The organism is Janthinobacterium sp. SUN033 (assembly GCF_030397595.1).
Classification (GTDB): domain Bacteria; phylum Pseudomonadota; class Gammaproteobacteria; order Burkholderiales; family Burkholderiaceae_D; genus Janthinobacterium; species Janthinobacterium kumbetense.
In genome coordinates, this window is sequence record NZ_JAPQNV010000001.1 from 1,119,781 (window position 1) to 1,142,442 (window position 22,662).

General features: G+C 61.0%; 29 protein-coding genes. 17 read left to right on the top strand and 12 right to left on the bottom strand.

The genetic code is table 11. From position 1 onward, the window contains the following. Positions 1 to 9: 9 nt before the first annotated feature. Together OX460_RS05255 and OX460_RS05260 are read right to left on the bottom strand one after the other, a co-directional pair. A complete protein-coding gene (locus OX460_RS05255; protein WP_289897922.1) occupies positions 10 to 828 on the bottom strand; it encodes an anti-sigma factor in 819 nt (272 codons plus the stop codon). Next, complete coding sequence (locus tag OX460_RS05260) at positions 815 to 1,306, bottom strand: sigma-70 family RNA polymerase sigma factor (RefSeq protein WP_289897923.1); 492 nt, start codon at positions 1,304 to 1,306, stop codon at positions 815 to 817. The genes OX460_RS05255 and OX460_RS05260 overlap by 14 nt, the downstream gene beginning before the upstream one ends. A 234-nt stretch (positions 1,307 to 1,540) precedes the next feature. Between OX460_RS05260 and OX460_RS05265 the strand changes: the two genes are divergently transcribed. The 3 genes from OX460_RS05265 to OX460_RS05275 are packed head-to-tail and all read left to right on the top strand — an operon-like array spanning position 1,541 to position 3,278. Further along, positions 1,541 to 1,939 (top strand): c-type cytochrome, encoded by a 399-nt coding sequence (locus OX460_RS05265; protein WP_289897924.1) that lies wholly within the window; start codon positions 1,541 to 1,543, stop codon positions 1,937 to 1,939. Positions 1,940 to 1,997: 58 nt separating this feature from the next. Beyond that, the gene (locus OX460_RS05270; protein WP_289898415.1) at positions 1,998 to 2,891 is read left to right on the top strand and encodes a metallophosphoesterase; all 894 of its coding nucleotides are present in this window, start codon (positions 1,998 to 2,000) and stop codon (positions 2,889 to 2,891) included. 3 nt (positions 2,892 to 2,894) lie between these two features. Continuing rightward, positions 2,895 to 3,278, top strand: a complete 384-nt coding sequence (locus OX460_RS05275; protein ID WP_289897925.1) for a cupredoxin domain-containing protein — start codon at positions 2,895 to 2,897, stop codon at positions 3,276 to 3,278. A gap of 125 nt (positions 3,279 to 3,403) precedes the next feature. Here the strand turns inward: OX460_RS05275 and OX460_RS05280 are convergent, their stop codons facing one another. The 3 genes from OX460_RS05280 to OX460_RS05290 form a co-directional block, all read right to left on the bottom strand. Further along, entirely contained in the window at positions 3,404 to 4,483 is a 1,080-nt protein-coding gene (locus OX460_RS05280) for a suppressor of fused domain protein (protein WP_289897926.1), read from the bottom strand. Positions 4,484 to 4,868: 385 nt separating this feature from the next. Beyond that, a complete protein-coding gene (locus tag OX460_RS05285; RefSeq protein WP_285817064.1) occupies positions 4,869 to 6,347 on the bottom strand; it encodes an MFS transporter in 1,479 nt (492 codons plus the stop codon). A 128-nt stretch (positions 6,348 to 6,475) separates the two neighbouring features. Continuing rightward, the gene (locus OX460_RS05290) at positions 6,476 to 7,060 is read right to left on the bottom strand and encodes a GNAT family N-acetyltransferase (RefSeq protein ID WP_289897927.1); all 585 of its coding nucleotides are present in this window, start codon (positions 7,058 to 7,060) and stop codon (positions 6,476 to 6,478) included. 97 nt (positions 7,061 to 7,157) lie between these two features. Here OX460_RS05290 and OX460_RS05295 point away from each other — a divergent pair, with 97 nt between their 5' ends. From OX460_RS05295 to OX460_RS05320, 6 genes are all read left to right on the top strand, one after another. Beyond that, positions 7,158 to 8,039: a LysR family transcriptional regulator gene (locus OX460_RS05295; RefSeq protein WP_251348762.1), complete on the top strand. Its 882-nt coding sequence runs from the start codon at positions 7,158 to 7,160 to the stop codon at positions 8,037 to 8,039. Between the two features lie 298 nt (positions 8,040 to 8,337). Further along, positions 8,338 to 9,555: a hypothetical protein gene (locus OX460_RS05300; RefSeq protein ID WP_289897928.1), complete on the top strand. Its 1,218-nt coding sequence runs from the start codon at positions 8,338 to 8,340 to the stop codon at positions 9,553 to 9,555. Between the two features lie 68 nt (positions 9,556 to 9,623). Further along, a complete protein-coding gene (locus tag OX460_RS05305) occupies positions 9,624 to 9,995 on the top strand; it encodes a hypothetical protein (protein WP_289897929.1) in 372 nt (123 codons plus the stop codon). Positions 9,996 to 10,476: 481 nt separating this feature from the next. After that, the gene (locus tag OX460_RS05310) at positions 10,477 to 10,896 is read left to right on the top strand and encodes an NTF2 fold immunity protein (RefSeq protein ID WP_289897930.1); all 420 of its coding nucleotides are present in this window, start codon (positions 10,477 to 10,479) and stop codon (positions 10,894 to 10,896) included. A 117-nt stretch (positions 10,897 to 11,013) separates the two neighbouring features. Continuing rightward, a complete protein-coding gene (locus OX460_RS05315) occupies positions 11,014 to 11,631 on the top strand; it encodes a hypothetical protein (RefSeq protein ID WP_289897931.1) in 618 nt (205 codons plus the stop codon). A gap of 4 nt (positions 11,632 to 11,635) precedes the next feature. Continuing rightward, a complete protein-coding gene (locus OX460_RS05320) occupies positions 11,636 to 12,094 on the top strand; it encodes a hypothetical protein (RefSeq protein ID WP_289897932.1) in 459 nt (152 codons plus the stop codon). A gap of 31 nt (positions 12,095 to 12,125) precedes the next feature. Here OX460_RS05320 and OX460_RS05325 read toward each other — a convergent pair whose 3' ends face one another. Both OX460_RS05325 and OX460_RS05330 read right to left on the bottom strand, forming a co-directional pair. Continuing rightward, the gene (locus OX460_RS05325) at positions 12,126 to 13,178 is read right to left on the bottom strand and encodes an FAD-binding oxidoreductase (RefSeq protein ID WP_289897933.1); all 1,053 of its coding nucleotides are present in this window, start codon (positions 13,176 to 13,178) and stop codon (positions 12,126 to 12,128) included. 22 nt (positions 13,179 to 13,200) lie between these two features. Continuing rightward, entirely contained in the window at positions 13,201 to 13,743 is a 543-nt protein-coding gene (locus tag OX460_RS05330) for a GNAT family N-acetyltransferase (RefSeq protein ID WP_289897934.1), read from the bottom strand. 76 nt (positions 13,744 to 13,819) lie between these two features. Between OX460_RS05330 and OX460_RS05335 the strand changes: the two genes are divergently transcribed. From OX460_RS05335 to OX460_RS05365, 7 genes are all read left to right on the top strand, one after another. Beyond that, positions 13,820 to 15,016, top strand: coding sequence for a citrate synthase (locus OX460_RS05335; protein ID WP_289897935.1), 1,197 nt, complete (start codon positions 13,820 to 13,822; stop codon positions 15,014 to 15,016). 45 nt (positions 15,017 to 15,061) lie between these two features. After that, a complete protein-coding gene (locus OX460_RS05340) occupies positions 15,062 to 15,553 on the top strand; it encodes a MarR family winged helix-turn-helix transcriptional regulator (protein WP_289897936.1) in 492 nt (163 codons plus the stop codon). A 43-nt stretch (positions 15,554 to 15,596) separates the two neighbouring features. Then, entirely contained in the window at positions 15,597 to 16,055 is a 459-nt protein-coding gene (locus OX460_RS05345) for a PaaI family thioesterase (RefSeq protein ID WP_099668007.1), read from the top strand. Next, positions 16,052 to 16,489, top strand: coding sequence for a GNAT family N-acetyltransferase (locus OX460_RS05350; RefSeq protein ID WP_289897937.1), 438 nt, complete (start codon positions 16,052 to 16,054; stop codon positions 16,487 to 16,489). The genes OX460_RS05345 and OX460_RS05350 overlap by 4 nt, the downstream gene beginning before the upstream one ends. A gap of 38 nt (positions 16,490 to 16,527) precedes the next feature. Further along, positions 16,528 to 17,151 carry a hypothetical protein gene (locus OX460_RS05355; protein ID WP_289897938.1) on the top strand — a complete coding sequence of 208 codons (624 nt, stop codon included), beginning with the start codon at positions 16,528 to 16,530 and terminating at the stop codon, positions 17,149 to 17,151. A 74-nt stretch (positions 17,152 to 17,225) separates the two neighbouring features. After that, positions 17,226 to 17,639 carry a hypothetical protein gene (locus OX460_RS05360; RefSeq protein ID WP_289897939.1) on the top strand — a complete coding sequence of 138 codons (414 nt, stop codon included), beginning with the start codon at positions 17,226 to 17,228 and terminating at the stop codon, positions 17,637 to 17,639. Between the two features lie 82 nt (positions 17,640 to 17,721). Then, positions 17,722 to 18,093 carry a hypothetical protein gene (locus OX460_RS05365; RefSeq protein ID WP_289897940.1) on the top strand — a complete coding sequence of 124 codons (372 nt, stop codon included), beginning with the start codon at positions 17,722 to 17,724 and terminating at the stop codon, positions 18,091 to 18,093. A 67-nt stretch (positions 18,094 to 18,160) separates the two neighbouring features. On the opposite strand, the gene OX460_RS05370 is transcribed toward OX460_RS05365, so the two are convergent. Further along, a complete protein-coding gene (locus OX460_RS05370; RefSeq protein ID WP_289897941.1) occupies positions 18,161 to 19,117 on the bottom strand; it encodes a tyrosine-type recombinase/integrase in 957 nt (318 codons plus the stop codon). 284 nt (positions 19,118 to 19,401) lie between these two features. Here OX460_RS05370 and OX460_RS05375 point away from each other — a divergent pair, with 284 nt between their 5' ends. After that, positions 19,402 to 20,424, top strand: a complete 1,023-nt coding sequence (locus OX460_RS05375; RefSeq protein ID WP_289897942.1) for a DNA-binding protein — start codon at positions 19,402 to 19,404, stop codon at positions 20,422 to 20,424. Between the two features lie 155 nt (positions 20,425 to 20,579). On the opposite strand, the gene OX460_RS05380 is transcribed toward OX460_RS05375, so the two are convergent. From OX460_RS05380 to OX460_RS05395, 4 genes are all read right to left on the bottom strand, one after another. Further along, on the bottom strand, positions 20,580 to 21,113 hold the full coding sequence (locus OX460_RS05380; RefSeq protein WP_289897943.1) for a DUF3592 domain-containing protein: 534 nt from the start codon (positions 21,111 to 21,113) through the stop codon (positions 20,580 to 20,582). Continuing rightward, positions 21,110 to 21,559 (bottom strand): GNAT family N-acetyltransferase, encoded by a 450-nt coding sequence (locus tag OX460_RS05385; RefSeq protein WP_289897944.1) that lies wholly within the window; start codon positions 21,557 to 21,559, stop codon positions 21,110 to 21,112. Before OX460_RS05385 ends, OX460_RS05380 begins: the two co-directional genes overlap by 4 nt. Positions 21,560 to 21,647: 88 nt before the next feature. Beyond that, the gene (locus OX460_RS05390; RefSeq protein ID WP_289897945.1) at positions 21,648 to 22,208 is read right to left on the bottom strand and encodes a hypothetical protein; all 561 of its coding nucleotides are present in this window, start codon (positions 22,206 to 22,208) and stop codon (positions 21,648 to 21,650) included. After that, positions 22,205 to 22,639, bottom strand: a complete 435-nt coding sequence (locus OX460_RS05395; RefSeq protein WP_099668017.1) for a DUF1801 domain-containing protein — start codon at positions 22,637 to 22,639, stop codon at positions 22,205 to 22,207. Before OX460_RS05395 ends, OX460_RS05390 begins: the two co-directional genes overlap by 4 nt. Between the last annotated feature and the right edge of the window lie 23 nt (positions 22,640 to 22,662).

Sequence of the window (22,662 nt, forward strand, 5' to 3'; positions counted from 1 at the left end):
GCGGCGCATTCACGGCACACTTTCCTTGTCGATTTGCACCGTGAGCTGGCGCTCGAAGTCCATCAGTTCCGCCACATTCAGATCCGAGATGAGCTGATAATGCATGCCGGAGCGGCTCCAGCGTAGCAAATGATAGCCTTGCCTGACAGCCAGGCGCGGCGGCGCATCGCGCTGTGCCCCATCGGGCCAGACATACAGGTTCAGCACATGCTGATGCCGACGGTACGCGAGAGCGGCGACGGGACGCGCGTTGATATAGTCGAGGCGCCCGCCGATCAAGGGAAAACCTTCTTGCGCCAGATCAACCACGGGTGGAGAAAAGTCGAGCTTGCCGCTGAACCATGGCTTGACCGTGTGCTGGTCGGATGACGCCACGTCGGCCAGATGATTGGGCATCAGCGAACGGAAATGACTGGCGACGATCTCCTGGTCGAGCCGTTCCGCGTCCGAGGGTACAGACAGATACAGCGCCAGGGTGACGGCCAGGGCCGCCGTGCTGGCGCTTGCCACGCCAAAATTGATCCATGCCCACGGCAATTGCGCCCATTTTCTGCCGCGCAAGGGTTTCTTTACCTGCCTCTTCTCCTGCGCTTCTTCCTGCAACGCCTGGCGCAGGCGCTGCTGCAGGAAAGCGGGCGCGGCATGGCCGACGGCATGCTGTTTCACCGCCACGCGCAGGGCAAACAGCTGTTCGCAAGCCCTGGCGCAGTCCGGGCACTGGGCCAGATGCTGCGCCAGTTGCGCCATGGCCGAGGCATCGAGCTCGCCATCGGCATAGGCGGACAGCTTGTCTTGTGATTCCTTGCACTCCATGTCAGCTCTCACCATCAGATTGTTTCAGGCGCGCCAGCAGCAGCTTGCGTCCGCGCGCCAGGCGCGACATCACCGTGCCGATCGGGATGCCGACGATGTCCGCAATCTCCTTGTAGGATAAATCGTCGATCTCCTTCAGCACCAGCACTTCCCTGAATGGCTGCGGCAGCGTATCCAGGGCATGGTTGACCGCCTCCTTCGCATCGGCGCGGGCCAGGATGTCTTCCGGGTTGCCGCATCCATCCTCATCGTGGCCATGGAGTTCCTCGTCAAAGCCGATGTTAGCGTGTTCTGCGCGACCATCGCGCAGCGACGTGTAATACGTGTTGCGCACGATCGTCAGCAGCCAGGCGCGCGCGCCGTCGCCATGGTAGCCGTCCATGTAGCGGTAAGCGCGCAGGAAAGCCGTCTGCACCAGGTCCTGGGCATCCTGGTCATTGCGCGTGAGCCAGCGTGCCAGCTTGTAGGCGGCGTCCAGGTGAGGCAAGGCCATTTTTTCAAAGAACCGGGTTTTATCGATGTCGTTCAAATCAACACCCATCCGCCTGTCTGGCGTCTCAACTCCCAAGACTCGCTTTGCCTGCCGTTTATTCCCGATATGGCGGTTTTTTTACAGCAGAAAATAAACCGGCACAGGCGGGAATATTTGCCGCGCCTTCGCAGTTATAGCATGTGCAGGCCCCGATTGCATCGGGGCCTGGCAACCGCAAAGCGAAAGGAGTTCAACATGCAACACCCCTGCTTCCTCCCTGGCCTGGCCGCGGCCACGCTGATGGCGTTCAGCGGCGTCGCCACCGCCGGCGACGCCATGCACGGCCAGGTGCTTTACAAAACCATGTGCATATCCTGCCACTCGATCGACTACAACGGCGTGGGACCCGCGCACAAGGGCGTGTTCGGCAGGAAAGCCGGCAGTGTCGCCGACTACAACTATTCGCCCGCCGTGAAGGCGTCCGCCATCGTGTGGGGCGAGAAAACGCTGGACCAATGGCTGTCGGGTCCGGAAAAACTGATTCCCGGCCAAAAAATGGGCTACCTGGTGCCGTCCGCGCAGGACCGCGCCGACCTGATCGCTTATTTGAAGCAAGAATCCGCACGGGCCAGCGGGGCCCAGGCCACCAAATAGAGACAGTTGTGCCACCGCCTGCCAGCCATTGCCAGGCATTTCAAGGAGAAACATCATGATGGATCGCAGAAGCTTCATGAAACTGGCCGCCGTCGGCGGCGGCGCCGTGTTCATGTCCGGACTCTACGGGCATGCGCCGGCGGCAGCCGGAAAGACGGCAGCCGCTCCCTACGAGGATTTCTATTTCGTCCAGCTGTCCGACGTGCACTGGGGTTTCACGGGCGCCGCCAACCCCGATGCCCTCCACACCTTCAGGAAGGCCGTCGCCACCGTGAATGCGCTGGAAGTGCAGCCCGATTTCATCATCTTTACGGGCGACCTCACGCATACGACGGACGACCCGAAGGAACGCCGCCAGCGCATGGCCGAATTCAAGGACATCGCGGCGGGCTTGACAGTGAAAAACGTGCGTTTCATCCCCGGCGAGCATGACGCGTCGCTCGACAACGGCGGCGCCTACAAGGAAAACTTCGGCCCGTCCAACTACACGTTCGAACACAAGGGCGTGCATTTCATTGCCCTCGATAACGTTTCCGATCCCGGCGCGCGCATCGGCGACACGCAGCTGGAGTGGCTGAAGGACGACCTGGACAAGCAGGCCAAGGATGCGCGCATCGTCGTCTTCACCCACCGCCCCCTGTTCGACCTCGTGCCCAAATGGGACTGGGCCACGCGCGACGGCGACAAGGCGATGGCGCTATTGATGCCGTACAGCAATGTGACCGTGTTCTATGGTCATATCCACCAGGAACATCACCACATGACGGAGCACATCGCGCACCACGCCGCCAAATCCCTGATTTTTCCCTTGCCGGCGCCAGGATCGCAGGAAAAGCGCACGCCCCTGCCCTGGGACCCGGCCGCGCCGAACAAGGGCCTGGGCTTGCGCGAGGTGGAGGCGGAAGCAAACAAGGACTACAAGCTCACGGAATTTCCCGTCACAAGGAGCTGAGCCATGGACCGTGCAAGAAGACAGCTATGTGCAAGGTTGGCCTGCGGTATCGGCGCGCTGCTGACGGTAGCCGCCATCGACGCCCAGGGTGTGAAAAAAATTACCGGAAAGGAAAGAGTCATCGCCATCCAGGCGAAGAAATTCGTCTACACGCCGAACGAGATCACCTTGAAGAAGGATGAAGCGGTCGTGCTGGCGTTCACGGCCATCGATTTCATCCATGGTTTTTTCATCCCGGACATGCGCATCCGCGCCGACCTGCTGCCGGGCCAGGTCACCGAAGTGAGGCTGACGCCCGGCAAGGCCGGTGAATACGCCTTTCTATGCGACAACTTTTGCGGCAGCGGCCACGAGGAGATGAATGGGAAGATCATCGTCACGGAATAAGGTGGACGAACCATACAGTTTGACGCAAGCCCGCCATGAGGCGAGCGACTTCGACGCGCCGCGCGTGCAAACACTTTCGCCCTGCAACTACCGGCCGCCAAGGCTTGCTCTGCATGGCGCAGCGCTCAGCCGATGGTGGTGACGATATTGCCGTCGGCGTCGCAGATGGAAGTCTGTTGCACGATCCACGACACGGTCGGCAGCAGGTCCAACTGGTAGCGGCCGGCCTGCGGACGCATGGTGCGGGCGAAGTCCTGCGCGCATGCGGGCGTCATGGTGATCGCAACGCTACCGTCGCGCATGGTGACGCTGCACGCTTCGCCGGGCTCGAGTTGCAGCTGCCAGTCGCGCCCGGCCAGCGTGAAGGGCCGTCCGAATGGAATCCGCAGCGGCAGCAGGGAGCACAGTTCATCTACCTGGCGCGCGCCAAGCGTCACTTCGGTCAGCGGCGCGCGTAGCAGGCGCTTGTGTTGCTCAACGCCCAACACCTCCGTGTACATGAAGCCGTTCCCGGAGCCGTCTCGCTCCATCCCGGCCTTCATTTGTGCGGCCAGGGCCGGGTCGTCCATCAGCGAACCGCGCTCCAAGTCGGTAATCCACAGCGGCATGCGGGGCAGGAAGGTATCCAGCACATGCTGCGGCGACCACAGCTTCGCCGCAGACTCTTCTTCCAAAGTGAGGCCAACCACCTGGATGAACTCGAGGTGTCCGTTCGGCGTTTCCAGGGCAGGTAGCTCCGGGTCGCGCGTCATTGCTATGGAGCAAATCCTGGTGGCAGTGCCGAGAGCGATCGGGCCGTTGGCCGTCATCCATTCGCCCGGCCTGAAGACGTTTCCGGTCTTGAAGACATAGCGCGCAAGATTTTGCAGCATTGAGAACACCCACTTCGGCGCCTCGGTGGCGCCCTCTATCGCCCGCAAGCGGAAAGTCAGTTCGAAACCATAGCCGCTCAACTGTTCGTCTTCCTGCACTTTTTCATACAGTTCCGACAAGCCGAATGTCACGTAATGCCAATGCGGCACCGGATGCGCGCGGTAATAGGCGCTGATACCGTCCAGCGGGTCCGGCCCGCCCAGGCGATAGTTAATAAGCGGGCCCATATGCTGGGGCTTCTGCTCGCCATACAGCGACGCGAGGCTGGCGTCGATGGCGGACCAGCCAGCTGAGTCGTCATCGTCCAGGGAGTTGACCGGATATTCGTTCACAGCTGCGCCACGTGGTAGTCGGAATGAAAAACAACCCTTGAACGGTCCCGGGTCGACCTCATTTCCTCATCGCCTGGTGGGCAAAAGGGAGCGTTTTCTGTAGGCATATGCTGATTTTCTTTGTGGATTTAGACTGTGCAACGACGAAGGATCGCTTCTCGCCGCCGGCGGCCCGTGAGCATAACGAATTACCCAGCGTGAAAAGTCACACATTGTCACGTCAACGCGAATGACTGCTTCTGACTACGGATTCAATCGGTCAACGCAACACACTGTACACATCGTTGGGCCGGTGTTTGGTAATGTTGCGTCTGACTATTCTTCCAGAACCGAATCCTGCTGGCGCCGCCGCTCATGGCGACGCCAGCACCCAAGGGGCGGTCGATCAGACCGCGCGGCGTGCCCGCAGATGCAGGTGGCGGATGGTGGCTGCGGCCGCCATCAGGATGGCGGAAGCCGTGGCCAGCACGACAATGAACGCCTTGTCGAAGGCCGAGCGGGCCAGTTCCGACACTTGCAAGCCCAGTTCGGCCGGCAATTGCTCGGCGGCCAGCAGCGCCGCGTCGAGCGTGTCATGGGCATTCGGCAGCAGGCCCGCGCTTTCCGGGATCACCAGGGTGGCGCTGTAGACGGCCGACAAGATGGTGCCCAGCACCGTCACGCCGATCACGGCGCCCAGTTCATACGACACTTCCTCGATCGAGGCGGCCATGCCGGCCTGTTGCGGGGCCACGTTCAGCATCACGGCGCTGGACGCGGCCGTCATGACGGCGCCCAGGCCCAGGCCCAGGATCACCAGGCTGGCCACTTGGGCCGAGACGGCGGCGTCATGCAGCAGCAGATAAGACGCCATGCCGATGCCGGACACCAGCAAGGAACCCCACAAGACCTTGGCCTTGTCGGCGCGCGGCAACATGAAACCCGTCAACGGGCCGGCAAACACGGATGCCAGCGGCAACGGCAACAGCAGCAAGCCCGCTTCCAGCGGCGACAGTTCCCGCACCAGCTGCATGTGCTGGCTTAGTGCCAGTTCCATGCCGATCAGGGCGGCGGAAGCCACCATGGCGGCGGCCACGGCGCTGGAAAACGGCAGTTCGCGGAACAGGGCGAAGTCGATCAGCGGCCTGGCTTGCCGCTTCTGGCGGCGCACGAACTTCAGCATGAAGAAGGCGCCCACGGCGAACGAGGCGGCGGCCAGCGCATACGACGGCTGCGACTTGCCCAGCTCCTTGATCGCATACACGCCACCAAGCAGGCCCATCATGACTTGCAGCGAACCCTTCAAGTCCCACGGCTTGTCGCGGTTACCGGCCCGCTTCGGCAGGACGATGGCGGCCAGCACCAGGGTCAGCAGGACGATGGGCACGTTGATCAGGAAAACGGAACCCCACCAGTAATGTTCCATCAGGAAACCGCCCAGCACGGGGCCGAACGCGGCGCCGCCCGAGGCGATGGCCGCCCACACGCCGATGGCGAAGGAGCGCTCGCGGTTATCCGTAAAGGTCAGGCGGATGATGGACAAGGTGGCCGGCATCATCAGCGCGGCGCCGATGGCCAGCAGCACGCGGGCAAAGATCAGCCACTCCGGCGCGGGCGAAAACGCGGCGCACAGCGAGGCGATGCCGAACACGGCCAGGCCAGCGAGGAAGACGGGTTTGTGGCTCAAGCGGTCACCGAGGGTGCCGAGGCCGGGCAACAGGCCGGAGACGACCAGCGCGTACACGTTGATGATCCACAGTTTTTGCGAGGAAGTGGCCTGCAAGTCGCGCGTCAGCGCGGGCAAGGCGGTGTAGAGCACGGTCATGTCGACCACGATGAGGAACAAGGCGCTGGAGACGATGGCCAGCGTCAGCCATTTTTTCATTGGATGCATAAACAACTCATGGATTTTAGTGTATTCTTTAACAACTATCGGTATGGATGAATTTGGTGCTGCGCAAATATTTACGTTCCAGGCTGCCACGGGCCTGGGCTGGTCGGGGGCGGCGGGCGTCAGCCACGGTCGCCATCCTTGTCATCCACGGCGGCCGTCACTTCCGGCGCGTCGAGTTCGCGCAGCATGACGACGGACACTTGCTTGAAGCCGCGTCCCTGGAAGAAGGTCTGCGCCGTCAGGTTGTGCGCGCCGCATTCGAGGAACAAACGGGCGATGCCGTGGCTGCGCAATTCGCTCGCTACCCACTCCACCAGCTGGCTGCCGATGCCGCTGCCGCGCACGGAAGGCTGCAAGACCAGGTCGTCCAGCGCGGCGAACGATTTCGAGGCGCGCTGGCGCGTGTCGATGGAAACGAGGGCCATGCCGACGATGGCCTCGCCCGACGTGGCGACGGCCAGCAGGGTCGAATCGCCATGCGCCCAGTCATGCGACAGGGCGGCGCGGATTTCGCCGCGTATGACCTCAGGCAAGTCCGCGCGCCAGTTGCCGGGCGCATCGGCACGCTCGCCCTGCAGCTCCGAATGGGAGATGTAGTCGGCGCTGACGTTGTCGAGGTAGAGCTGGCACAGCGCATCTTCGGCAGTGGCGTCGTGGCACCAGCTGAAGCTGATGGCGGGGGTACTGGCTTGAGCGTTTTTCATGGCGGATCTCGTGTTATTGAAAATGTAAATGCATTTTATGTCGCCCCTGAATGGCATTCAAGTTAAAATCCATCTGTAAAACAGATAGGTGGATGCGATGCAATGGACTTTGGAACAAATGCGCTACTTCGAGGCGGCCGTTGCGGCCGGCTCTTTCTCGGGCGCGGCGCGCCGGCTGGGCCGCGCGCAATCGGTGGTCAGCACCTCGATCGGTCTGCTGGAAGCGGAATTCGGCGTGGAACTGTTCGACCGTTCGCGCCGCAGCGCCGTGCTGACGGAAGCGGGCAAGGTGATGCACCTGGAAGCGTGCGAACTGCTGCGCCAGGCCGAACGCCTGCAATTGCGCGCCCAGTTGCTGAGCGAGGCGCCGGAAGCGCAGCTGACCCTGGCCCTGGACGAAGCCCTGCCCTACCTGGCCATCAGCACCCTGGTGAAGGAACTGGCGGCGCGCTACCCGGCGCTGGAACTGGTGATGCTCAACGCCACGGCGTCGGAAGTGGCGCAATACGTGGAGCAGCAGCAAGCGGATGTGGCGTTTCACTTCGACCGCGGCCCCATCTCGCCCGTGCTGGAACAGCAGCACATCGGCAGCGTGGCGCAAGGCGTATTCGTGGCCAAAGGCCACGCCATGGCGCACGGCCAGGAAGTGAGCCGCAACGAGCTGACCCGCTACCGCCAGCTGATCATGGATTCAGAACTGAACCGCGAACACGCGTTCAGCCCCGCCGTCTGGTTTTCCGACAGTTTCTACAGCATCGCGGAAATGGTCGCGGACGAGCTGGGCTGGGCGATTCTGCCGCTGAACATCGCCAATTACGACAACTACAAGGGATATCTGCAGGAAGTGCCCTGCCCTGCGCTGGCCCTGTCGCGCTTGCCCGTGCGGCGCTTATCGATCCACGGCAAGAAGCTCAGCGAGACGAGTTTGTGGCTGACGACCAGATTGGCGGAGTTGTTGCTGGATGGGCCGCGGGGGTGAGGTCATGTAGTTAATACAGAACATTGGAAGCGCAAGCACCCGATAGACTTGCGTCCACATCGCCACTCGCCCCAAAACATCAAAGATGCTTTGGCTGGAAAGTTGCTACGAAGTTTTTAAGCAGTCACTGAGTTTATTTGTGCAACAAAGTCACTATTGATCGACAAATTCACTGGCCTTGGTCATGACAATATAATTTGAATTTATCCCGTTTATTGAAAGAACAGTGCGCATTACAATCATTGTTAATCACGATTATAATCCGCCATGATCTTTTTATCTTTCAATTAAAAATTCCATGAATCTACTCGATTTTTTCCGAACGCGTCCCTCACCAGATTCTTTTGCCTCCCTAGTCATGCGCCAAGCGCGCGCCGACGGCCAGGTACAGAAATTGATTTACGATGCGGAGCAGTTTCGCATTCTAATGGGTGAAAACAGTCAGCATATCTTCAATCTGGATAATGCCTATCACGATTATTGCGCCGCGCCGCGCAAGATGCGTGCGCAAGTGCTGCAAAACTATCTGGCCAGCATGGTCGTGCCCGGCCTGCCTGCCAGCTTTGCCGAAGCCAAACCCTGCCTGATGCCGGTGGTACGCAGCCGGGCACAAGGCGACTACTTGCGCCTGGTGGCGCTGACCCAGCCAGAGCGCCAGCAAGTGAACGATGCCTACCGCTCACTGGACGACGATACGATCATCATGCTGGCCTACAACACAGACTCGCACATGGCAATCGTCGGCCAGGCCGTCTTGGCGCAATGGGGCGTGACGTTCGATGCAGCGCTGACGGCGGCCATGGACAATCTGCGCGAATGCACGCCGTACAGCTTTACGGATCTGGGCGATGGATTGCTGATGGGCGAATGGCAGGACGACTATGATTCATCGCGCCTGCTGCTGCCTGACTTGCTGAGTCGCGTCTGCAAAGACGCCGAACCGCTGGCGATGATTCCCTCGCGTGGACGTTTCCTGCTGGCATCGTCACATAATGTAGCGGGGCAATTGCGCATGATCTCCCTGGCCGACCAGCTGGTGCAGGACGAGGGACGCCTGGTCTCGGCCACCATGTATCGCATTGAACAGGGAAAAATCGTCGTGTTCCAGCCATCGGACGCGGCCGTGGCCGGAGCCTTGGCGCACTTTCAACAGTTAATGCGCGCACATCACTACGAGCTGCAGAAAGAGCAGTGGGATCGGGTCAACGACAGCATTGGAGAGGATATTTTCGTGGCCACTTGCATGTTGATAAAGTCAAAAGATGGCCAGCGCGTTACATCTGCAGCAAGCTGGACCCGCGGTGTCAACACGCTGCTGCCGCGCACTGATGTAGTGGCCATGGTGGAGCTTGACGATGCCGGCGGCGAAAGCACCACCAAGATGCTGGCATGGAATGATGCATTGGCCATCTGCGGTGAACTGATGCAGGAAGTCGATTGCTATCCAGTGCGCTATCGGGTACAGGCATTCCCTGCCGCGCAGCATCTTGAGTCGGCGCCAGCCTTTGAGTTGTAGCATTTTATTCAAGCCATTGATATTAGCCAAAGTGATTTAAAATTAAATTTACAGCAGGACATGAAATAATGAAAATAGACTGCGACCATGCAAGAAAAGTTGAAATAGCGGTGGAATTTCCAATTTCAATACTATGCAAATATAATGGTCCTGACAATTTGGATGTGACGCTGGACGATAATATAACATACCTGATTAATGAAGCATTGAGAAAAGCCGGAGCATATGTAAAAAACAAGGCAATGAAAACGTATTACTCCGCGGAGAATGAGGAAATCCTAAGTTATCAACTGACATTGATCGTTCAACCACCTGGTGTTAACTTGCACTGCATTGTGGATGATCTGACTCAGGAGAATTTCCATCAAGGATTATGCATTAAAATGCAATCTCAGCATCATGGTTTTAGAATGGTCTATCCGCAATCCGCAGTCGGGTGAAGCTGAGCTGAGCATTGATGTACTTCCCAGGCCTGAATTCAAGAATTACTTTTCGACGGAGTACGCTTTGCAGTCGCAGTCATCGCAAGCCCGATTCAGCCGAGAATTTTGCTGTGAATCAGCGGGAAGCCACAACTCAGGAAGTCCCCTGGCCTTGTCGCGCCTGCCCGTGCGGCGCTTATCGATCCACGGCAAGAAGCTCAGCGAGACGAGTTTGTGGCTGACGACCAGGTTGGCAGAGTTGCTATTGGATGGGCCGAGGGGGTGAGTGCATGCAAGTCAGTGCAGGAATGTTGAGGCTTTTATGATAAATAGAAGCCAGTTCCTGAGTGCTGATCCGGCACGGCAAGGAGGCGGAGCTTCAAGGTCGAGGTGTGGCACAATCCGGAATGGTCTGAACTTGAATGATCAAAGATGGCAGCATGAAATGACGGGCGCTGGCATCTTTATTGACACTAGCGACATTTGCTAGCCAAGGGAAATGATGAGTATTGAAATAGTTGATGTGGAAAATGTATTGAAGGATTTTATTCTGGCCATGAATGGTTGGGAACTTCATTACTACCCCGAGGTGCGAGAGAAAGGGCTGATTACTCTCAAAGAAAAAATGAAGCAGGATATTGATGCTATTTTTGATTGCTTTTGCACCAAAAAAGAAAGAAAACAAGGTCGCCAGATGTCATTGCTCTGCAGCGATCCTCCTGAATACTCACCCACCGAAATATTTTTAAATTCATGCATCTCAGGAAGTAAAGCTGTCATTTCCACGCAGCATACTTCGGGATTCAAGAATAGATACAGATATACATTTGGTCTTAAAAACCAGCAATGGTTTATTGATAAAAAAGAATGGCTTGATGAAGAGGAAGGCATGGAGCGTTGGCGACCGGCGTATCTTTAGTCGCGTTCGCTCAAGCTTGCGCCAATGCGGGCCACGCGACGACGATCAACGCATTCCCCGCTTCCGAGAGACGCCAGCAATCATAACGAGCGCGGTATCGTCCGCACCAGGAAAAGAATGAGTATTAACACCAAACTGAAAAAACTTGAAGATAAGGCCATGGCCAAAGGCGAGTATGCGGTCGCCGCAGCTGCAGCCCATCTGTTGCAGGATATTGGCTGCGTGGACAAGCAGATTAACCTGGTCGGCGCGCTGCACGAAGTCGGCTACCTGCAGAATTCGTTTGCTCCATACTGGAAAGAATTCAGAACTGATGAATTGGCATGGATAGAACGCTGTTTGGCCAGGCTTGTCACTGCTGACCATGACTATTGGGCGCTTGCCGCGCTTCTGGGCTGCAATGGTCCAACGACCATCAGCATCGCCATTGACCAGGGTTTTAAATCCGCTGCAACAAGGCTTTACGAACGTTTTGACAAACCCAAGGTCCATGTCGATACTTTATATTTGACAGCCAATGGAGAAGTGCTGCATCCCGTATTGGAAGTCGGCTATGACATCAAAGACATGAAAACTGTCGACATGGGAAGAGCACGGGCACTTAATCTGAAGAATAAACAATGGAAGCCAGGCGATCGTATGGGCGACGGCGGACTGTCACTTTCCATGCAGGCCAAACTTCCGCATGGCGCATGGCGCTCGGTATGGACGGCTTTTAAAACATGGGATGCATGACGACATGATGAATTGCAGGACAGTCAATGCATGGCTGGAAATGGCGCAAGACGATGAAGTGTTCATTGATGCCGACGACATCAACCGCGAAGCGATGGAGAACATGTGGAGCTTTTCGCCCACGGACGAGGAAACGCCGCACATAGAAGCGGCGGATATCGTTGCATTCATCGGCGAATTGATCGCGGCACGCAGCGGCGCGCTCGCCGGCGAGCAGATGCTGTTCTATTGCTGGCACGATGCGCAATGCCGCCAGTTGCGCTTCAGCCTGGTGTCGCGCTCGCATGGCCGGCTGCCGTTTCGCCGCGAGGTGCGCGAAACGCAGGATCTGGCGCTGATCGCCGACCAAGTGGTGAACGGGGACTGGCGCAACGAGCATTTCATGCAGGCCCCGTCGGAGGAAGGCGATGCGCAAGAGGCGCCGCCGTTCATCCTGCCCGTATTTGTCGTGCCCGTGCCGTAGGAATCGGCGCGGCGCCGGGTCTTCACGTCATTTACGCCAGGAAACGCGCGGGCCGGCAAGCTTCCAGGGCTGACGCTGGCTGAACGTCGACGATTTCCCCGCTGGCAAGCTGACCCACGATGCCTGCCAGCACGACGCCCGGATGCATGGCGCACACGTACGCGCCTTCGACCTGCGGCAAGTAGCCGATGACGGGCACGCCATCGACGGGCATGGGGCGCAGGCCGATGCAGGCGTACTCCGGCGTGATGGCCTCGGCGCCCTCAAGTTCACTGCGGATCGCGCTGGCCGTGCGCTGCGCCATGGCGGCCGGCTGGTTCTCCGGGGTGTCGTCCACGTAATCTTCCGCCGCCAGCATGGCGCCATCTTCGTCTTGCCGCACTTCCATTGCATGGCTGGAAATAATGCCGCGCACCACGCCGGGCGGCGCCTGGTAGCGCAGGAAGATGGCGGGTGAGGCGTGAATGGGCAGGCTGGCGCCCAGCTGCTTCGCCAACGCGGCGGTGGCGGTGCCGGCCGCCAGCACGATCACGTCCGCATCGATGACGCCAGCGGCCGTTTCCACGCCCCTCACCTTCGCGTCCTGGATGGCAAAGCCCAGCACGGGCGTGTGCGTGCGGACCGTCGCACCGAGCGCCCGGGCCGCTGCCAGCAAGGCGTGCGTCGCGGCGACGGCGTCGAGGGCGCCCTGCTCCGGCTCGTACAGCGCCTGTTGCGGCGGTTGCCGCAGCTGCGGTTCCAGCTGGGCGATGCGGGTGCGGTCGATCACCATGCACGAGGGAGAAACGCGCCCATCCTGCGTGCCGTATGACAAGGCGCCATGCCAGCGCACCGCCAAGCCGGGCACCTGCGTTTCCAGCCGGCGCCAGGCGGCGATGGCGCCGCCGCGCAGGGGCGCGATGGGATCCATCCCCGCGCAGGACGCGTTAAGCCAGGCAAACGAGGTGCCCGTCACGCCGGAAGCGATGCCGCCCGCCTCGACGACGGTGACTTGCGCCCCCTTGCTGGCCAGGTGGTAGGCGAGCGACGCGCCGACGATGCCGGCGCCGATGACGACGATGCGTTTTGAGGTTTTTTGATTCATATCTGGCAACTTTGCATATTTATCATAGGGCAGAGTCTACCCCAGCCGCCCGCAATTCCAGCGCAAACCGGTGGCCATCGACGACGTTGCCTTCCACGATGGCAATATCGGGCACGGCCATTCCCTGCGCGAAACCGCAGCGTTCCAGCACGCGGATCGACGCCGCATTGCCGTCGATGGCGTAAGCGCACAGGCTGGCCAGCCGCCATTCGTCTTGCGCCAGGGCAATCAGGTACTGCAGCGCGGCCGTGGCCAGGCCCTTGCCCGCCTGCTGTTCCCCGATGCGGTAACCGACTTCGGCTACGCCTTGCTCCCGGTCAATGTCCTTGAGGTTGGCGCGCCCGATCAACTGCCCGTGTTCGTCCACGATGACGCAGGGATGCATGCGTCCCTGTGCGTGCTCATCCAGGAATTGCGCGACGTGCGCGCGAATGCCGTCGATGCTGTAAAAAGCGTCCGGACGCCGGTCGATATGGCGCTCGAACCACGCCCGGTTGGCTTGTTCGAAGGCCAGCAAGGGCGCGGCGTCGTCCGGGCGCAGGGTGCGTATGGCAAAGGTGCTCATGGAAACTCCTGGAAAGGCATGAGTCTAGTGACGCGTGGCCCGGCCCGTCAATCTTGATTCCATGAATCAATATAAAGTGACAAACGCTACAATGGCCGCCATGAACAACGATCTGTCCGCTCCTGACGCGGCGCGCCTGCTGGGCGTCAGCCTGCCCACCCTGTATTCCTATGTGAGCCGGGGCTTGCTCGCTTCCGTCAGCAACGGTGCGTCGCGCCGCAAGCGCTATCCGCAGGAAGACGTGCTGCGCCTGGCGGCCCGTAAAAACGACGCCAAGCGCGGTGGCCAGACGGCCGTGGCCGCCATGCACTGGGGCTTGCCCGTGCTGGAGACGCGCATTTCCCACATCCTCGACGGCCGCTTGCTGTATCGCGGCTGCGATGCGGCGGCGCTGGCGCGGCACGCGACGCTGGAAATGACCGCCAGCCTGCTGTGGGACGACGGTGCGAGTGACTATTTTCAGCAAGACGCGCCTGCCCAGCCGACAGGATTGACCCGCGCGCCGGACGCGCCGCCGCTGGCGCGCGCCATGCTGGCCATGGCCATGCTGACGACAGCGGACATGCCGCACTCGCTGCAATCCGGCCCCGCAGCGATGCGCATCCTGGCCGCCGCCCTGCTGCAAACGGCGCCGTCCGCCATGCCGCTGCACCAGCAGCTGGCCCAGGCGTGGCAAGCGGACGCGCAGCAGTCTGCATTGCTGCGCGCCGCCCTCGTGCTGCTGGCCGACCATGAATTGAATGCGTCGACGTTTGCCGTGCGCTGCGTCGCCTCGACGGGCGCCAGCCTGCCGGCGGCGCTGGGTGCGGGCTTGGCGGCCTTGTGCGGAGACAAGCACGGCGGCGGCAGCGCGGCGGCCAGGTGCATGCTGACGCAGGCGCTGGCCGCGCCTGACGCCGGTGCTGCCATCGCTACCTTTTACACAACCATCGCGCCGGAATTCGCCGGTTTCGGCCACCCGCTGTATCCGCTGGGCGACCCGCGCGCCGCGTATCTGCTGGGAAGCCTGTCCGCGATGTCGCGCGGGTACCCGCAACTGCACGCCATCCTGGCCGCGTGCGCCAAGGCGGCCGAGTTGCTCGAAGTAAAACCGAACGCCGACCTGGCGCTGGCGGCCATGGAACTGGCGTTCGGCTGGCCCGAGGGCGCGGGCATGAGCGTGTTTGCGCTGGCCCGCTCGGCCGGCTGGATCGCCCATGCCATCGAGCAGGCAGACAGCGCGGTTCTGATACGGCCACGCGCACGCTACATCGGACGCCACCAGCGCGACTGACAATCGACACTTGATTTATTACGCATACGTAGTAGTATACTCCGCATGCGTACCAATACCTCCCCCACCCCAGACCTACCCGATGCCGCCGCCTGCCCGCTGGGCAAGCGCTCGCCGCGCCTGTTCAATCTGCTCAATCTGGCGCGCCAGAACCTGTTTCGCTCGGCCGATGCCGTGTTTACCAGCGAACTGGGGTTTTCCGGCACGCAAGTGGTCGCCTTGTTTGCCCTGAAAGGCGAGGAAGGCTGCCAATTGAAGGATCTGGGGCGGGCGCTGCAGCTGAAAAACTCGGCCGTCACGGGCCTGGTGACGCGCATGGAAGAAAATGGCCTCATCGTGCGCGGCCAGTCGGCGCTCGACGCGCGCGCCGGCACCCTGCACATGTCGCCCAAAGGCGGCGAGGTGCTGGCCGCCGCCCTGCCCCTGCTCGACAGCCTGAATGAACAACTGAAGCAAGGTTTCAGCGAAGAGGAACTGGCCGTCGTCGCCCGCTTCCTGCTGCATGCCTCGCGCCTGCGTTTCCAGCAAGACGTTTAATCGGCAAGACGTTTAACCCAACCTTCACCCCACAGGAGTTACCATGCACCCCAACGACATGACCGGCTTGCAACTGATGCAAGCTTTCGCGCAAGGCCTGTTTCCCCGGCCCGGCATTTCCAAGACCATGCCCATGGACGCCCACACGATCGAGCACGGCAGGGTCATCTTCACGGCGACGGCGAATGAAAACCACACCAATCCCATGGGCGGCGTGCACGGCGGTTTTGCCGCCACCGTGCTCGACACGGTCACGGGTTGCGCCACGCACACGGTCTTGCCGGCCGGCGAAAGCTACGGCACGACGGACCTGAACATCAAGATGTGCCGCCCCCTGCCCTTCAACGTGACGGTCTACGCGGAAGGCAAAGTCATCAATGCGGGACGCAACCTGGTCATTTCCGAAGGCACGATCCGCGACGAAGCCGGTAAAGTGTATGCGCACGCGACGGCCACCTGCATGATCATCCGTCCGGCCCAGCGGGAACAAGCGGCCGCATGATCCGTATTGGCAACATCGAGGAAGCCTGGCAGGTGCTGCAGGCCATCCCAGAGTTCGACCAAGAGCGCAGTCTGGCGCAGTTGCAGGACCGGCTGCCCGCCGGCGCGCTGGTGCTGATCGCGGAAGCGGACGGCCAGCCCGTCGGCTGTAAGCTGGGCTATGCCGCCGAGGATGGCTCCTTGTATAGCTGGCTCGGCGGCGTGCTGCCCGCGCACCGCAAGACGGGCCTGGCGCAGCGCCTGCTGGAAGCCCAGGAAGCCTGGGCCAGCGAGCACGGCTTTGCGGCCATCACCGTAAAATCGATGAACCGCTATCCGGCCATGCTGCGCTTGCTGATCCGCAATGGCTATCAAATAAGAGCCGTGGAGCACTTTGGCGACCCGGCCAGGGAGCGCATTCATTTCATCAAAGCATTGTCCAAGAACGCTTCGTAAAATCACTTTCCTGTCTTTTGCTTTTCAAAAGAGCAACAATGCCATACACTGCGCCATTCTGGCTGTCCGCTATCGGCCAGGATTCGGCCAAAAGCAGCCGTTTTTCTCGCCTAAAAATGTTGAGATCCAAAGGTAACATGAAGAGTATTGCTCAACTCGAAACCCTGTATTTCAAACTGCGTCATGGCTTTGTCAACGGTGCTGTGTGTGCCGCATGTGTCGATTGGGCAGTGGAGCGCCTGGACTTGGACGAAGAGGACGATGACTTAGAGATAATCTTGCTGGCAAGTGCAAGAGGACTTGATGAGGTGCTGCCATTGGTAGCAGTGATCGTTGAGCGATATCTAGGTTCTGAGCGGCTCGATGACCAGCTGGCGGCGGGAAAATATATTGTAGAGCTCAGGAACGCTTATCTCCAAGGCAAGGAAACGATCTGGACAATCGACATGAAGCTGACACAGCTCTATTCGAAATTGGGATACCCAAATTGGCTAGGAATGCTGAGTCGGAATTGCGAATACGCGACAGACGTAAGCGCTTTCGAAGAGCCGTTCGAACTTGAATTCCACTACATTTCGACGCTATGGGGGAGTGTCTCCAGCCGCGCGGAGTTTGAGCAACATTATTGCGCCGAAATCTCCCAGGGACATGATGTCAAATAAAGGTCCGCAATGGGGCGATAGTCGCCAGCGACCGCAGCCGACCTGAAGCGGCCCCGAGCAATCACTGAAACTTAATGCAAATGTTGAATAAGAGACTTTTTGATGCTATTGCATCTGCGGTGGACCTGGATGACCCTGCGGAACAATTTTTAGCTCAGCGATTCATGATTGAGGCGATAGGAAGAGTGACTTCACAATTGCCTGAGGCTGCTAAATCAGCCGCAGCTGTGGCGAATCGATACGTCACCGGCGCGGCAATGGCAGAGGAAGTCATTGCTGAGCGTGTACGCCTCTGGCGGGCCATTGAAGGGCGCGATCAATCGGACGAGCCCGACGTTTTGAAAATAAGAGCTGCCATCTGCGTCTTGCATCCTATGGATATTGGCGCTTCTGCCGAAACATTGGAGTATTTTTTTGAGTTTTGGCGGCGAGGAGGCTTGTCGCAGGCTGAGCTGAAGGCCGCTGTTCACAACAAGTATGGCATTTGAGGTAGCTTCAGCCGGCCAGGAGCGGGCGTCCATAAGTGACATGACAAGAGATCATCTATTTTAAATTTACACCAGAGGTTGCATGCGCAATTGTCAAAGTGGAAGCTACTTTACGGCTTGTCTGAACATTCGGCCAACGCTGTCCTTCGAATCCACGGTTGTCGTTCTGGCTGCGGCACTGGGTATCAGATTCTCGCCTGACGAGGAAGGGAAATACGAGGAATATCCGGCGTATCGCGCCTTCGCGCTTGGACTGGAAATCGCGCTATTGGCGCCTCCGCCGCCGGATCTGGACACGCGGGAGATGCGCGACAACTGTTTTCAGCTAATTATCGATACCTGCGCGGACGTATCCGATGGCGGTGCGGACGTGGATATGAGCGCTCTCATTGCGGCGCAATTAAGCTCCGCCACCGAGCTGGAAATTGAGCGTGTCGACGTAGCCCCTGCTTAATCCCCCACGGCGCTGCGCCCGCATGGGCATCCGCTGACTGGCCGCTGCAAGATCTTGCAGGGCGCCCTCACCCCGCCGGCTTCCTCTTCGCCTTCAATAAACTCCCCGCCGCATTTTCCTCGAAGCGGCCCGCCTCTTCTATATAGCCATGCACGGTGCCGTCGTGGCGCCAGCCGCCCTGGCGCTTGATGGCCTGGAAATCGGCGCCCGCCCGGTGGGCGCTGGTGGCCATGCCGCGGCGCAGGCTGTGGCTCGACAGTTCCGGCACGTAATCGAGCTCAGCCAGCCTGGCGCAGCTTTCCAGTATGGTATTGATGCTGCTCGCGTGCAGCGCTTTCGCGCTCACGTGGCCCCATTGATTGACGGGGCGCAATAGCGGCCCAGTGCGGATGTGCGCCGCGGCCAGCCAGGCGCGCAAGGCCGTGGCCGGGCAGCAGACGCCGTCGCCGAATGGGATCGCCTTGACGATGCCCTCCCCCAGTTGATCCGTTTTCGAGCGGGGCACGGTGATCACCATGCCCTGCGGCTCCCAGCTCACGTCTTCCAGGGTCAATCCCGCCAGTTCGCTGCGCCGGAAACCGCCAAAAAAGCCCAGTTGCAGCAAGGCGCTGTCGCGCAAGGCCTTGACGCTGCCCAGCGCGGCCAGCCTGGCGACGATCAGCTCCAGGTCTTCCAGCGGCAGGGCCTTGGCCTTTTTCTTTGGCTTGCCATGCAGGCGCGCGATGCCGGCCAGGGTCTTGCGCACGGTGGGCGTGGATGCGGGGTCGGTAAAGCCCTGGTACACATGCCATTGCGACAGGGCCGTCAGGCGCAGGGCCAGGGTGCGCGCGTTCAGGCTGTCCGCATACGCCAGCAGGTAGCGGATGACGGTGGACTCGTCGGCGGGCAGCGCCCCGCCCCAGACCTGGAAGTGGCGGATGGCGGAACGGTAGGTGCGGCGCGTGTTGTCGGACGTGGCGGCGGCAAGAAACGCCTGGTGGCGCGCGGCAAGCTCGGCATCGATCAGGGCGCCGTGTAACGGCACAGGAGCCAGGGCGGCGCTTTTGGGCGCGGCGACACGGCGTTTGGAAAGGGGCAAATCGGGCATGGAATCGCTGAAATCGGGCTGGTGTACTGGGAAATACGCAGAATACCATGCAAACCACCCCCATAACCCGCGATAAGCGATCTTATCGCGATATATATTTTTCAAAAACGATTAAAATTTATATCGTAATATTATGCGATATTACGTATCATGTAATACGTTACTAAATTTCGCTCATAGGTGATTTCATGGCCCGTACCGGCATTCTGTACTCTGATGTTATGAAAGCAGCCCAAATCGTCGCTGCCGATGGGCGCAATCCCACGGTCGACAGCGTGCGCGAAGCGCTGGGCAGCACGGGCAGCAAAAGCACCATCGCTCCCCTGCTGAAACGCTGGAAGGAAGAGTTCCAGGGCGTGGGCGCCGTGAAAACGGAATCAGGCTTGCCGGCCGAACTGATGGAAGCGATGCGCGGCGTGTACGACAAGCAGCAGCGCGACGTGGCGCAGCAGCTGGAAACGGGCATGCGGGAAAATCGCGCCGAACTCGACGCGGCTTTGGCGCAGCTGAAGAAGACGGAAACGGAGCGCTTGAAACTGACGGAGGCGCGCGCCGCCCTCACCCAGGAATTGCGCGCCACGCAGCACGCGCTGGCGCAATTGAAGGAAGAACACCATTTCCGCGCCGTCACCCTGGCCACCTTGCACAGCGATAACGCGGGCTTGACGCAGCGCCTGGCCGACCGGGGCGAGGAAATCGCCGCCCTGAACCGCCAGCTGGCGCAGGTGCGTTCGCAGTTCGACCATTACCAGGAAGCGGCGGCCACGCAGCGCAGCGAGGAACGGGCCCAGGCGCAGCAACGGATCAGTCGCCTGGAACAGGACAACGCCCAGCTGCAGCAGCGCCTGCAAGGCCAGCAAGCCACGCTGGTGCAGCAAGACATGCGCCTGGCGCAGCTGCAGGCGGAGCAAACGACGCTGGCGGCCCAGGCCGCGGCAGACCGCGAAGCCCTGGCTACCGTGCGTCCCGAGCGCGACCAGTTCGAATTTCAGTATCTGCAGGCGGCCGCGTCCGCCGACGCGCTGCTGGCCAAGCTCGACACGGCCTTGCTGGCGCTGAACGACGCCAAGGTGGCGCTGGCCGCGCAAGACCGGCAACTCGACATGCTGGCGGAAAACGGACAACTATCGCAGCAGAAAATGGAAGCATTGGCGCAGGAGCGCGACGGCTTGCTGCGCGACAATGCCGGCATGGCGGCCAGGCTGGCCCTGCTAACCGACAACAAGGAGCAACGCCGGGTTTGAGTGCTGATGGCCTGGGATAGCTACGACTGCCCCAGGACGGGCATCGCCCGCCATCAGGGCTAGCCCCGCTATTTCGTCTGCCCGATGACGGCCGACGGGGGCGAATATGCGCCGCATTTCACGTTGACGCCGATCGGCGCGCCGCCCGAGCAAAACTATGACCGTGCTGCCATGGATGCCACGTTTGGCAAAGCGGACCCGGCTGGCGGCGCCTGCTTGCGCGCTTCCGACACGCCCAGCACGAACAGGACGACCCACAGCACGACGCCAAAATAATCGAGGAAATCGAGGCTGGCGAGGAACACGGCGGTATCGTTCGGGTCGCGCGGCCGGTAATGCACGCGGATGTGCGCGCCGGGCGCCATGCTGGTCAGGCGCCAGGCCGTGACGGCCTGATCTCGGTGGCAGCCGGCGTTGCCTATCCGCGAGACGCCGATGCGCGAGCTGCGGTAGGCCTTGCCATCCACGCTGTAGCGGTAGCTGAGCTTGACGCACCAGTCCTGCGATTTGCCCGTGCGCTGATACATGCTGCTGCGCACGATCTCGGCGCTGGTCACGGGCCAGGCTGGCGAGGCGAGCTTGTCATACGCGCGCCAGAAGGAAAAATACGCGGTGGGAAGGGCGAGCAGGATCAGGAACCAGCCCATCATTCTCGCCAGGGCGGGGTCGATGGCGCCAGGGTCTTTCATCGGCCGGGCGGTGCGGCGCGGTAGCGCACCCGTATCCACGCGCCGAGGATGTCCACGCCGCCGTCGCCGGCGTCTTCGACCCAGCCCGCGCGCGCATACAAGCGCCGCGCGCCCGTATTGGCCAGCTGCGTCTTGAGGCTCAGGCGGGGACCGAAGCGCGCCGCCACGGCGGCCAGCAGCTGTGTGCCAATGCCCAGTCCGCTATGCGCCGGGTGCACGTACAAATGGTGCAGGAAATGCTCGGGCGCGTCGCCCGTGTGTACGGCCGCAAAGCCGGCGACGATGCCGTCACGCTCGGCAACGAGGATTTCTTCGCCCTGCGTCGCTGCCGTGAAAGCGGCGGCGCTGGCGACAGGGCCGAAGGTGTCGCGCCCCGCCAGCGCCAGGATGGCGGCGCAGGAAGGCGTGTCCGCCAGCGCGAATGGCCGAAGCGTGGCTGGCGTCATGCGGCGGCGCGCAAGCGAGGCGATGCTGTGGCGAAATGAGGACGAAGCATGGCGGGCGCGTATCAGTTATCGGAATGCCATTATACGGTCACAAACGGCGGTTCAGCACGCTGTCGATATCGTGGGTTTTCAATTCCACTTCGAGCGTGCCGTCTTGCAGCCAGTAACCGTCGCCCCCCTGGCGTAGCGCAGTCAGGTCGAGCGTGCCCAGCGCTGGCGGGATGGCGCCAGCGAGAACAGCCGCTGCATCGTCCCAGGCCGCATACAACAGTTTCAGGTACCAGCCGTCGTCGTGGGCAAAGGCGAGGAAGCGGTTTTGCAGGGCGGCCAGCCCCGTGCGCCGCGACGCGGCGGCGTGATAGGCCAGCGCCGCGGCCACGTCCGCATCCTGGGGCGGCGGCGCCGCGCCCCGCCAGTCGGCCCAGGCATGGCTGCCGCAGGCGTGCAGGTCTTCCCGGGCCAGGGCCGGCAACTGTTGCCGCGCCAGGGTCTGGTAGCCGGCCGGCTTCCTGGCCGTCCCGGCGCTGCCCTTGCGCAGCACGATGCCGCCAGCCTCGCCGAGGCTGGGGAGAAAATCCTTGAATTCGATGCCGGAAGCGACCAGCATGCGCTCGGCCGGGTCGTGCCACAGATACAGATAATGTCTCAAGTCGGAGTCCGTTTGGGTTTCGGTGTCGTATTCAGCGCCACGGCGGCGCGTATCAGCGCCTTGAACGCCGCCGTATCGAGGTGCGCGCCTTCGTGCAGGTCGATGGCCCGGCGCGTGTTGCCGTCCAGGCTGGCATTGAACAGGCCGGCCGGATCGGGCAAGGCGGCGCCCTTGGCGAAGGTGAGTTTCACGGCCAGTTTATAGGTTTCGCCCGTGCAAATCATGCCCGCGTGCGACCAGACGGGCACGCCGCGCCATTTGACTTCCTCGACCACGTCCGGGTCCGCCTGGCGTATCAGTGCGCGCACCGTGGCCAGCGTCTTGCCGCGCCAGTCGGCCAGCGCGGCGATTTTCGCGTCGATCAGGCGAGCAGCGGACTCGGCGCTCACCGCGCCATCCTGGGACTGCGTAGTTGGCTCTGCTTTTTTCATGGCGGTGATCTCCTTTCCTGGCT

Excerpts from the sequence above, each read along its gene's own strand:
- OX460_RS05255 (WP_289897922.1), bottom strand. The coding sequence starts at position 828 with ATGGTGAGAGCTGACATGGAGTGCAAGGAATCACAAGACAAGCTGTCC.
- OX460_RS05260 (WP_289897923.1), bottom strand. The coding sequence starts at position 1,306 with ATGGCCTTGCCTCACCTGGACGCCGCCTACAAGCTGGCACGCTGGCTC.
- OX460_RS05265 (WP_289897924.1), top strand. The coding sequence starts at position 1,541 with ATGCAACACCCCTGCTTCCTCCCTGGCCTGGCCGCGGCCACGCTGATG.
- OX460_RS05270 (WP_289898415.1), top strand. The coding sequence starts at position 1,998 with ATGGATCGCAGAAGCTTCATGAAACTGGCCGCCGTCGGCGGCGGCGCC.
- OX460_RS05275 (WP_289897925.1), top strand. The coding sequence starts at position 2,895 with ATGGACCGTGCAAGAAGACAGCTATGTGCAAGGTTGGCCTGCGGTATC.
- OX460_RS05285 (WP_285817064.1), bottom strand. The coding sequence starts at position 6,347 with ATGAAAAAATGGCTGACGCTGGCCATCGTCTCCAGCGCCTTGTTCCTC.
- OX460_RS05290 (WP_289897927.1), bottom strand. The coding sequence starts at position 7,060 with ATGAAAAACGCTCAAGCCAGTACCCCCGCCATCAGCTTCAGCTGGTGC.
- OX460_RS05295 (WP_251348762.1), top strand. The coding sequence starts at position 7,158 with ATGCAATGGACTTTGGAACAAATGCGCTACTTCGAGGCGGCCGTTGCG.
- OX460_RS05300 (WP_289897928.1), top strand. The coding sequence starts at position 8,338 with ATGAATCTACTCGATTTTTTCCGAACGCGTCCCTCACCAGATTCTTTT.
- OX460_RS05305 (WP_289897929.1), top strand. The coding sequence starts at position 9,624 with ATGAAAATAGACTGCGACCATGCAAGAAAAGTTGAAATAGCGGTGGAA.
- OX460_RS05310 (WP_289897930.1), top strand. The coding sequence starts at position 10,477 with ATGATGAGTATTGAAATAGTTGATGTGGAAAATGTATTGAAGGATTTT.
- OX460_RS05315 (WP_289897931.1), top strand. The coding sequence starts at position 11,014 with ATGAGTATTAACACCAAACTGAAAAAACTTGAAGATAAGGCCATGGCC.
- OX460_RS05320 (WP_289897932.1), top strand. The coding sequence starts at position 11,636 with ATGATGAATTGCAGGACAGTCAATGCATGGCTGGAAATGGCGCAAGAC.
- OX460_RS05325 (WP_289897933.1), bottom strand. The coding sequence starts at position 13,178 with ATGAATCAAAAAACCTCAAAACGCATCGTCGTCATCGGCGCCGGCATC.
- OX460_RS05330 (WP_289897934.1), bottom strand. The coding sequence starts at position 13,743 with ATGAGCACCTTTGCCATACGCACCCTGCGCCCGGACGACGCCGCGCCC.
- OX460_RS05340 (WP_289897936.1), top strand. The coding sequence starts at position 15,062 with ATGCGTACCAATACCTCCCCCACCCCAGACCTACCCGATGCCGCCGCC.
- OX460_RS05345 (WP_099668007.1), top strand. The coding sequence starts at position 15,597 with ATGCACCCCAACGACATGACCGGCTTGCAACTGATGCAAGCTTTCGCG.
- OX460_RS05350 (WP_289897937.1), top strand. The coding sequence starts at position 16,052 with ATGATCCGTATTGGCAACATCGAGGAAGCCTGGCAGGTGCTGCAGGCC.
- OX460_RS05355 (WP_289897938.1), top strand. The coding sequence starts at position 16,528 with ATGCCATACACTGCGCCATTCTGGCTGTCCGCTATCGGCCAGGATTCG.
- OX460_RS05360 (WP_289897939.1), top strand. The coding sequence starts at position 17,226 with ATGCAAATGTTGAATAAGAGACTTTTTGATGCTATTGCATCTGCGGTG.
- OX460_RS05365 (WP_289897940.1), top strand. The coding sequence starts at position 17,722 with ATGCGCAATTGTCAAAGTGGAAGCTACTTTACGGCTTGTCTGAACATT.
- OX460_RS05375 (WP_289897942.1), top strand. The coding sequence starts at position 19,402 with ATGAAAGCAGCCCAAATCGTCGCTGCCGATGGGCGCAATCCCACGGTC.
- OX460_RS05380 (WP_289897943.1), bottom strand. The coding sequence starts at position 21,113 with ATGAAAGACCCTGGCGCCATCGACCCCGCCCTGGCGAGAATGATGGGC.
- OX460_RS05385 (WP_289897944.1), bottom strand. The coding sequence starts at position 21,559 with ATGACGCCAGCCACGCTTCGGCCATTCGCGCTGGCGGACACGCCTTCC.
- OX460_RS05395 (WP_099668017.1), bottom strand. The coding sequence starts at position 22,639 with ATGAAAAAAGCAGAGCCAACTACGCAGTCCCAGGATGGCGCGGTGAGC.